Source organism: Spirillospora sp. NPDC046719, from assembly GCF_040645715.1.
GTDB lineage: Bacteria > Actinomycetota > Actinomycetes > Streptosporangiales > Streptosporangiaceae > Spirillospora.
In genome coordinates, this window is record NZ_JBEYYT010000472.1 from 1 (window position 1) to 6947 (window position 6947).

General features: G+C 75.4%; 9 protein-coding genes. 7 read left to right on the plus strand and 2 right to left on the minus strand.

Going from position 1 to position 6947, the window contains the following annotated elements; genetic code table 11:
• On the minus strand, nucleotides 1-187 hold a 187-nt coding region (locus tag ABZ914_RS43370; RefSeq protein ID WP_500200592.1), incomplete at its 3' end, for an ATP-binding cassette domain-containing protein.
• 178 nt (nucleotides 188-365) lie between these two features.
• On the opposite strand from ABZ914_RS43370, the gene ABZ914_RS43375 reads away from it, so the two are divergent.
• From ABZ914_RS43375 to ABZ914_RS43385, 3 genes are all read left to right on the plus strand, one after another.
• Nucleotides 366-860, plus strand: a complete 495-nt coding sequence (locus ABZ914_RS43375; protein WP_500200593.1) for a helix-turn-helix domain-containing protein — start codon at nucleotides 366-368, stop codon at nucleotides 858-860.
• The gene (locus tag ABZ914_RS43380; protein ID WP_500200594.1) at nucleotides 853-1221 is read left to right on the plus strand and encodes a DUF4180 domain-containing protein; all 369 of its coding nucleotides are present in this window, start codon (nucleotides 853-855) and stop codon (nucleotides 1219-1221) included. The genes ABZ914_RS43375 and ABZ914_RS43380 overlap by 8 nt, the downstream gene beginning before the upstream one ends.
• A 478-nt stretch (nucleotides 1222-1699) precedes the next feature.
• Complete coding sequence (locus ABZ914_RS43385; protein ID WP_387018669.1) at nucleotides 1700-2404, plus strand: iron-containing redox enzyme family protein; 705 nt, start codon at nucleotides 1700-1702, stop codon at nucleotides 2402-2404.
• A gap of 107 nt (nucleotides 2405-2511) precedes the next feature.
• On the opposite strand, the gene ABZ914_RS43390 is transcribed toward ABZ914_RS43385, so the two are convergent.
• Nucleotides 2512-3510, minus strand: coding sequence for a zinc-dependent alcohol dehydrogenase family protein (locus ABZ914_RS43390; RefSeq protein ID WP_500200595.1), 999 nt, complete (start codon nucleotides 3508-3510; stop codon nucleotides 2512-2514).
• 139 nt (nucleotides 3511-3649) lie between these two features.
• Here ABZ914_RS43390 and ABZ914_RS43395 point away from each other — a divergent pair, with 139 nt between their 5' ends.
• From ABZ914_RS43395 to ABZ914_RS43410, 4 genes are all read left to right on the plus strand, one after another.
• The gene (locus tag ABZ914_RS43395) at nucleotides 3650-4024 is read left to right on the plus strand and encodes an ArsR/SmtB family transcription factor (RefSeq protein WP_500200596.1); all 375 of its coding nucleotides are present in this window, start codon (nucleotides 3650-3652) and stop codon (nucleotides 4022-4024) included.
• Nucleotides 4025-4127: 103 nt separating this feature from the next.
• Nucleotides 4128-4904, plus strand: coding sequence for a class I SAM-dependent methyltransferase (locus tag ABZ914_RS43400; protein WP_500200597.1), 777 nt, complete (start codon nucleotides 4128-4130; stop codon nucleotides 4902-4904).
• Between the two features lie 105 nt (nucleotides 4905-5009).
• Nucleotides 5010-5729 (plus strand): TetR/AcrR family transcriptional regulator, encoded by a 720-nt coding sequence (locus tag ABZ914_RS43405; protein WP_500200598.1) that lies wholly within the window; start codon nucleotides 5010-5012, stop codon nucleotides 5727-5729.
• Nucleotides 5726-6901, plus strand: coding sequence for an FAD-dependent oxidoreductase (locus tag ABZ914_RS43410; RefSeq protein WP_500200599.1), 1176 nt, complete (start codon nucleotides 5726-5728; stop codon nucleotides 6899-6901). Before ABZ914_RS43405 ends, ABZ914_RS43410 begins: the two co-directional genes overlap by 4 nt.
• The last annotated feature ends 46 nt before the right edge of the window (nucleotides 6902-6947 follow it).

Genomic DNA, 6947 nt, shown 5'->3' on the forward strand with positions numbered 1-6947 from the left:
CGTTCTGCCGGTGCGCCTCGGGCAGGTGCGGCGGGATCGCGCCCTGGGCGATGAAGGCGAAGAAGTCGTCGCCGTGCAGCCGCACGCTCGGCGCGAGCCGCGCGGCCAGCAGCCGCGCGACGGTGCTCTTGCCGGCGCCGCACGGCCCGGTCAGCACGGTGACGGTTCCGCGTTGCCCGCCGGTCATCGCTCCCCCATCGGCGGCTCGGGGACGCCGGCGCGGCGGGACGCGCGCGCGGGCGGGACGCGGGGGCCGCCGCCTCGCGTCCGCGCGCCACGCTATCGCCCGCCCCCACCTCCACCACCACCTGTTTATGTTCCGCAAACTTCCCTATCGTTCCCTCAATAGGGTAGTTTGCGGAGTGATGGAGGAGCGAATGTACTCGGTCGAGGAGGTCGCGGACCTTCTCGGGCTGCACGTGCGGACGGTGCGCGGCTACATCCGGGCCGGGCGCCTGGACGCGGTGCGGATCGGCAAGCAGTACCGGATCCCCGTGGCGGCGCTGGAGGCGCTGACCGGGCGTCCCCGCCCGGCGCAGGACGGGCCGGGCGGGGGCGCGGGGCGGGCGGAGGCGTCGAGCATCGTGCAGATCGACGGCGTCGGGCGCGCCGCCGCGGACCGGCTCGCCACGTTCGTGCTGGCCGGGGTGAACACCGGGCGGGGGGACGGGGGCGCGCTGCGCGTCCAGACCGTCCACGACGAGGAGCGGAGGCGCATGAAGATCGTGATCCTGGGCGGGGTGCCGGACACCGCGGAGGTGCTGCGGCTGATCGAGGCCGTGCTGGACGGCGGCGTCCTGGACGACCGCGGCTCTGGCGGCGGCGCGGCCGGGGCCGGGCGGGAGGCCGGCGGTGCCTGACGAGGTGCGGGCGCGGGCGGGCGTGCAGGTGCTGATGTGCGACCCGGACGGCCCGCCGGTGGCGACCGAGCGGGACGCCCTCGACCTGATCGGGGCGGTGTTCCTCGGCGCGCAGGTGGTGGCGGTGCCGGCGGCGCGGCTGGACGAGCGGTTCTTCTCGCTCGGCACCCGCTTCGCGGGCGAGGTCATGCAGAAGTTCGTGAACTACCGGCTGCGGCTGGCGGTCGTCGGGGACATCTCCGGGCACCTGGCGGCGAGCCCGGCGCTGCGCGCCCTGGTCCGCGAGTCGAACGCGGGCGACCACGTCTGGTTCGTCGCCGACCTGGAGGAGCTGGACGACCGGCTCCGCGCGGTCGCCTGAGCGGCCGGCCCGGGGCGGGCGGCGCCCGGGAGGCGGTCCAGGGCGCGGTGGCCGGACGTGGTCCGTTTGCGACCGGAGACGCCGCGTATCGCGTGAGACGCCGCGTTCTGTGAGATTCTCACGGCCGGATCCGGCCACCGGTCCGGGCGGTATCGGCCCGGGCGCCGGGCGCGGGGGGCGCGGCGGAAACGCGCGGGGCGCGGGATGTTCCGATAAAGGCGCAGCACGTTCCGTTCGGAGCCGGAACTACCATACGGCGGCGCGGTCGTGCAAGGTGTCGCGGCGGCGACGGTAATGGACCGGTGAAGGCGATATTGGGCGCGCGCTGAACGTCGGTTAGGTTCTGCTGTTAGCGCGTCGCATCGCGCGTCCGCGGGGGTGTCCCCGGCGGGCCCGCCGCCGGGTGGAAAACCGTCGAACCCCCGCCTCGACGTGCGGCGATGACGGGAACGAAATGGCCGCAGATCATTGGAGAATCATGACCTCGCTCGCTGGATCCGCCGTATCGGCCGACCTGCTCGCCCATGCCGTCGGAACGCTGGACGGCAGCGTGTTCTTTTCGGACCTGCGGACGGGAAAGGCACCGGCCGAGATGGTCCGCGACGTTTTCGGCCAGTACTACCTGTGGCGGAACCAATTTCATCGGTGGCTCGGCGTCTGCGTGGTGAAGAGCCCGGCGTTCGGCACCGAGTTCGACGCCTCCCGGGTGCTGACCGGGCTGACCGAGCACATCGCGGAGGAGGTCGGCGGCGACCACCACGGCCTGGCGGTGCGGATGCTGCGGGCGCTGGGCGTGGAGCGGCCGTCGTCGGTGGAGCCGCTGCCGGTGACCGCGGCCTACTGCGAGTCGTTCCCGGCGCGGTTCCTGGCCCCCGGGGCCGACGGCGCGGAGGCCGTCGCGGCGCTGGCGGGCCGGGAGATCGCCAGCCCCGTCCGCAACCGGGTCGTTCTCGACGCGCTGGCGGAGCACTACGGGGTGGTGTCGGGGCTGGAGTTCCTCACCCTGCACGAGACCAAGGGCCCGGGGCAGTTCGCGGCGCTGTGGGACATCCTGGTCAACGGCTACTTCGCCGACGAGGCGCTGATGCTGGCGGCGGCGCGCCGGGAGATCGGCGAGCACGTGGCGTTCTGGGACGAGGTGTACGCGCACCTGTCGCGCAGCCTCGCCGGCGTCCCCGCCTGACCGGCGAACGCCTGACCGGTCCGAGCCCGGCCGGCGCCGCGTCCCGGCAGCCGGCCGGTCCCCGGTCCCCTGGTCTCCAGCACACGAGCCCGGGGGGGGGAGGGCGGTCAGTCGCCGGTGGTGACGACGATCTTGCCGACCTGCGCGCCCGCCTCCATGTACTGGTGCGCCTCGACGATCTCCCGCAGGCCGAACACGCGGTCGACGGCGGGGGCGAACGCGCCGCTGCGCAGGCCGGAGGCGACGAACGCCTCCGCGCGGCGCAGCCGCGCCGGGTCCCGGGTGGTCTCGTACAGGGTGTAGGTCCGCATGTTCAGCGCGGGCATGCCGAGCTCGAAGCCGGGATAGGGGGTCGTCCGGCCGCTGAGCGCCCCGTACTCGATGAGGGTGCCGCCGGGCGCGACGGCCCTGGCCAGGTCGATGACGCCGGGGCCGGCGACGGCGTCGAACACCAGCTCCGCGCCGCGTCCGCCGGTCAGGTCCAGGACGGGCGCGGCGACGTCGTCCCCGCGGCTGACGATCACCTCGGCGGCACCGGCCTCGAGCAGCGCGTCCTTCTTGCCCGGGCTGCGGGTGACGGCGATCGGCCGCGCGCCGGCGCGGACGGCGACGTGGATCGCGGCCAGGCCCACGCTGCTGGAGGCGGCGGTCAGGACGACGGTGTCGCCGGCGCGCATCCCGGCGACCTCCACCAGCGCCCCGTAGGCGGTCAGGTACGGCATCCACACCGCGGCGCCGCCGACGGCGTCCAGCCCTTCGGGGCGCGTCAGCACGGCGGCCGCGGGGACGATCGCCTTCTCGGCGTAGACGCCGTAGTCGTTCATCGAGAACGCGGGGACGACGCTGACCGGCTCGCCCCGGCGGAAGCCGGTGACGCCGGGGCCGGCGGCCTCGACGGTCCCGGCGGCCTCGGCGCCGAGGCGGGCGGGGAACGCCTTGACCGGCTCGATGTAGTCGCCGGCGCGGAACAGCGCCTCGGCGCGGTTGAGGCCGATGGCCTCGACGCGGACCAGCAGCTCGCCGGGGCCGGGTTCGCCGGTCTCCACGTCCTCCAGCCGCAGCACCTGCGGGCCTCCGAGCTCGTGGAACCGCACCGTGGTGGTCATCGCGCATCGCCTCTTCCGCGTCGGCGGGCGGCGCCGCGCGCCGCCCCGGGGTGATCACCCAACCCGAAAGTACGACCGCTGTCAAACTTTGATGGCTGTCGTACTTTGATGGTCGCCGTACTTCGACGTTCGTCGTACGATGGGCGCGCGGGAGGTGGACATGGCGGCGGTGCGCGACGGCGGGCGGGACCGGGTCCCGCCGCATCCCGACGTCCGGGACGTCGGCCTGCAGCGGGTGCTGGAGGCACTGGTGGACCCGGTGCGGCGGCGGATCGTCGGCGAGCTGGACGCGGCGGGCGCGGACCTGAGCTGCGGCGCGATCGACCTGCCGGTCAGCAAGTCGACCGCGACCCACCACTTCCACGTGCTGCGCGAGGCGGGCCTCATCCGGCAGTACTACGTCGGCACGTCCCGCATGAACGCGCTGCGCCGCGAGGAGTTCGACGCGGTGTTCCCGGGGCTGCTGGACGCGGTGACCGCCGAGCACGCCCACCCCCGCCCCACCGCCCCCTGACACCCGGCTCTCTGACACCGGCCCTTGCCTCGTCCGGCGCCCGCCTGGCGTCCCCCGCTTAATGGCTTGCGGGCGCGGGGACGAGGCGGGGAGCCTCGGCGGCATGGATCGCGATGTTCTGCGCTACTACGAGCGCGGTGGGGAGGACCGCCGGCTGCGCGAGGGCGGCGGGCGGCTGGAGTTGTGGCGGACCCAGGACGTCCTGCGCCGTTTGCTGCCGGCGCCGCCGGCGCGGGTGGTCGACGTCGGCGGCGGTTCCGGGGTGCACGCCGAGTGGCTGGCCGCCGACGGGTACGCGGTGGAGCTGGTGGATCCGGTCCCGCTGCACGTGGAGCAGGCGTCGCGGATCCCCGGGGTGTCCGCGCGGCTCGGCGACGCCCGCGACCTGCCGGTGACCGACGCGTCCGCCGACGCGGTGCTGCTGCTCGGCCCGCTGTACCACCTGGTGGAGCGCGCCGACCGGGTGCGGGCGCTGCGGGAGGCGGCACGGGCCGTGCGGCCGGGCGGTGTGGTGGCGGCGGCGACGATCGGGCGGCACGCCGCGCTGCACGACATGCTCCGCAAGCGCCGCTACCGGGGCAAGCGCGCGATCGTGGACGCCTCGGTCGAGACCGGTGTGCTGCGCGCCACGCCCGACATGGGGTTCACCACCGCCTACCTGCACGAGGCGGACGAGCCGCCGCGCGAGTTCGCCGACGCCGGGCTGCCCGGCGCCCGCTCCTACGGGCTGGAGGGCGCGGTGTGGCTGTTCGGGGGCCTGGACGAGCTCCTGGAGGAGGACCGCGAGACGGTCCTTGAGGCGCTGCGGGCGGTGGAGTCGGTGCCGTCGCTGCTCGGGGTGAGCGGCCACGTCGTCACGGCGGCCGTCCGCCCGCGCTGACCGGGCCGTGAACCGGGCGGCGCGCGAGGGGGGCCGTGCACCTCGCGACGAACATGTTCGTTACGAACTTGTTCGGAACGAACATGTTCGTGTAGGGTGGTGGGCATGACAGTCGATCCACCTGCGGGCGGCGCGCCGCGCAGCCGCCGCGAGCGTCCCGCCAAACCCGCCCTGACCAGGGAGGGCATCGTCGCGGTAGCGGTGCGGCTGGTGCGCGCCGAGGGCCTGGCGAAGGTGACGATGCGGCGGCTGGCCGCCGAGCTGGACACCGGCCCCGCGTCGCTGTACGTGTACGTCCGCAACACCGCGGAGCTGCATGCGGCGGTGCTGGACGAGCTGCTGGGGACGGTCGCGCCGCCGCCGGCGTCCGGGACGTTCGCCGAGCGGCTGGAAGCGGTACTGACCTCCTACACGGCGATGCTGATGGAGCATCCGGGGCTGGCGCGGTCGGCGCTGGCGGCGCGGCCCAGCGGCGAGAACTACCTGGACCTGGTGGAGCGGCTGCTGGGGCTGCTGATCGAGGGCGGCGCGTCGCCGGGGCAGGCGGCCTGGGGGGTGGACGTGCTGCTGCAGCACGCGACGGCCACCGCGGCCGAGCAGTCCGCCCGCGACGCCGACGCCGACGCCGCCGGGGACTGGGACGCGCTGGTGGCGGCGCTGCGCGGCGCGTCGCCCGGCAGGCGCCCGCACCTGGCGGCGCTGGCGGGGCCGCTGCTGTCGGGCGCGCCGCGGCAGCGGCTGTCGTGGGGGTTCCAGGCGCTGATCACCGGCATCCTGCGCACCCCCGCACCGGACGACCACGACGACATCGGGAGGACACCATGAACGGCATCAACAGGGAGAACGGCAACGGGACGCAGCGGCGGGCGCACGAGCCGGTCACGATCGTCGGGGCGGGCCTGGGCGGCCTGACCCTGGCGCGGGTCCTGCACGTCCACGGGATCGAGGCGGCCGTGTTCGATCTGGACGCCTCGGCGGACGCCCGCGCGCAGGGCGGCATGCTCGACATTCACGAGGAGTCGGGGCAGCGGGCGCTGCGCGCGGCGGGCCTGCACGAGCGGTTCCTGCCGCTGGTGCACGCGGGCGGGGAGGAGATGCGGATCCTCGACAGCGGCGGCCGCGTCCGGTTCGCCGAGGACGACGACGGCGGGCGAGGGCGTCCGGAGGTGGACCGGGGCGCGCTGCGGGACCTGCTCCTGGCCTCGCTGCCGGAGGGGACCGTGCGGTGGGGCGCGAAGGTGGAGGGGGCGCGGCCGCTGGGCGGCGGCCGCCACGAGGTGCGCCTTTCCGGCGGGGCGGTGTTCACCACGGACCTGCTGGTGGGGGCGGACGGGGCGTGGTCGCGGATCCGGCCGCTGGTGTCGGACGCGGTCCCCGCCTACACGGGGGTGGTCATGGTGGAGTCGGACCTGCGCGACGCCGACGCCCGCCATCTGCGGGCCGCGCGGATCGCCGGCGGCGGCATGCTGTTCGCGCTCGGCGACGGCAGGGGGTTCCTGACGCACCGGGAGCCGGACGGCGGCGTCCACGTCTACACGGCGCTGCGGGTCGCGCCGGAGTGGGCGGCGGGCGTCGACTTCGGTGACGCGGCGGCGGCGAAGGCGGCGGTCCTGGAGTTTTTCGGCGGCTGGGACGAGGGTCTGCGGGCGCTGGTCGCCGACGCCGACGGGCCGCTGGTGCCGCGGCCGATCCACGCGCTGCCGGTCGGGCACCGCTGGGACCGGGTGCCGGGCGTGACGCTGCTGGGGGACGCGGCGCATCTGATGTCGCCGTTCGCCGGCGAGGGCGCGAACCTGGCGATGCTGGACGGCGCGGAGCTGGGCGAGGCGATCGCCGCGCATCCCGGTGACGTCGAGGCTGCGCTGGCCGCCTACGAGGCGGTGATGTTCGCGCGCGGGCGCGAGGCGGCGGCGGACTCGGCGGAGAGCCTGGAGCGGTGCCTGGCCCCGGACGCGCCCGACGGGCTGGTCGCGATGTTCGCCGAGCACGCCGCCTGACGGCGCGGCCTGACGGCGCGGCCTGACGGGGCGCCGCCTGACCGGG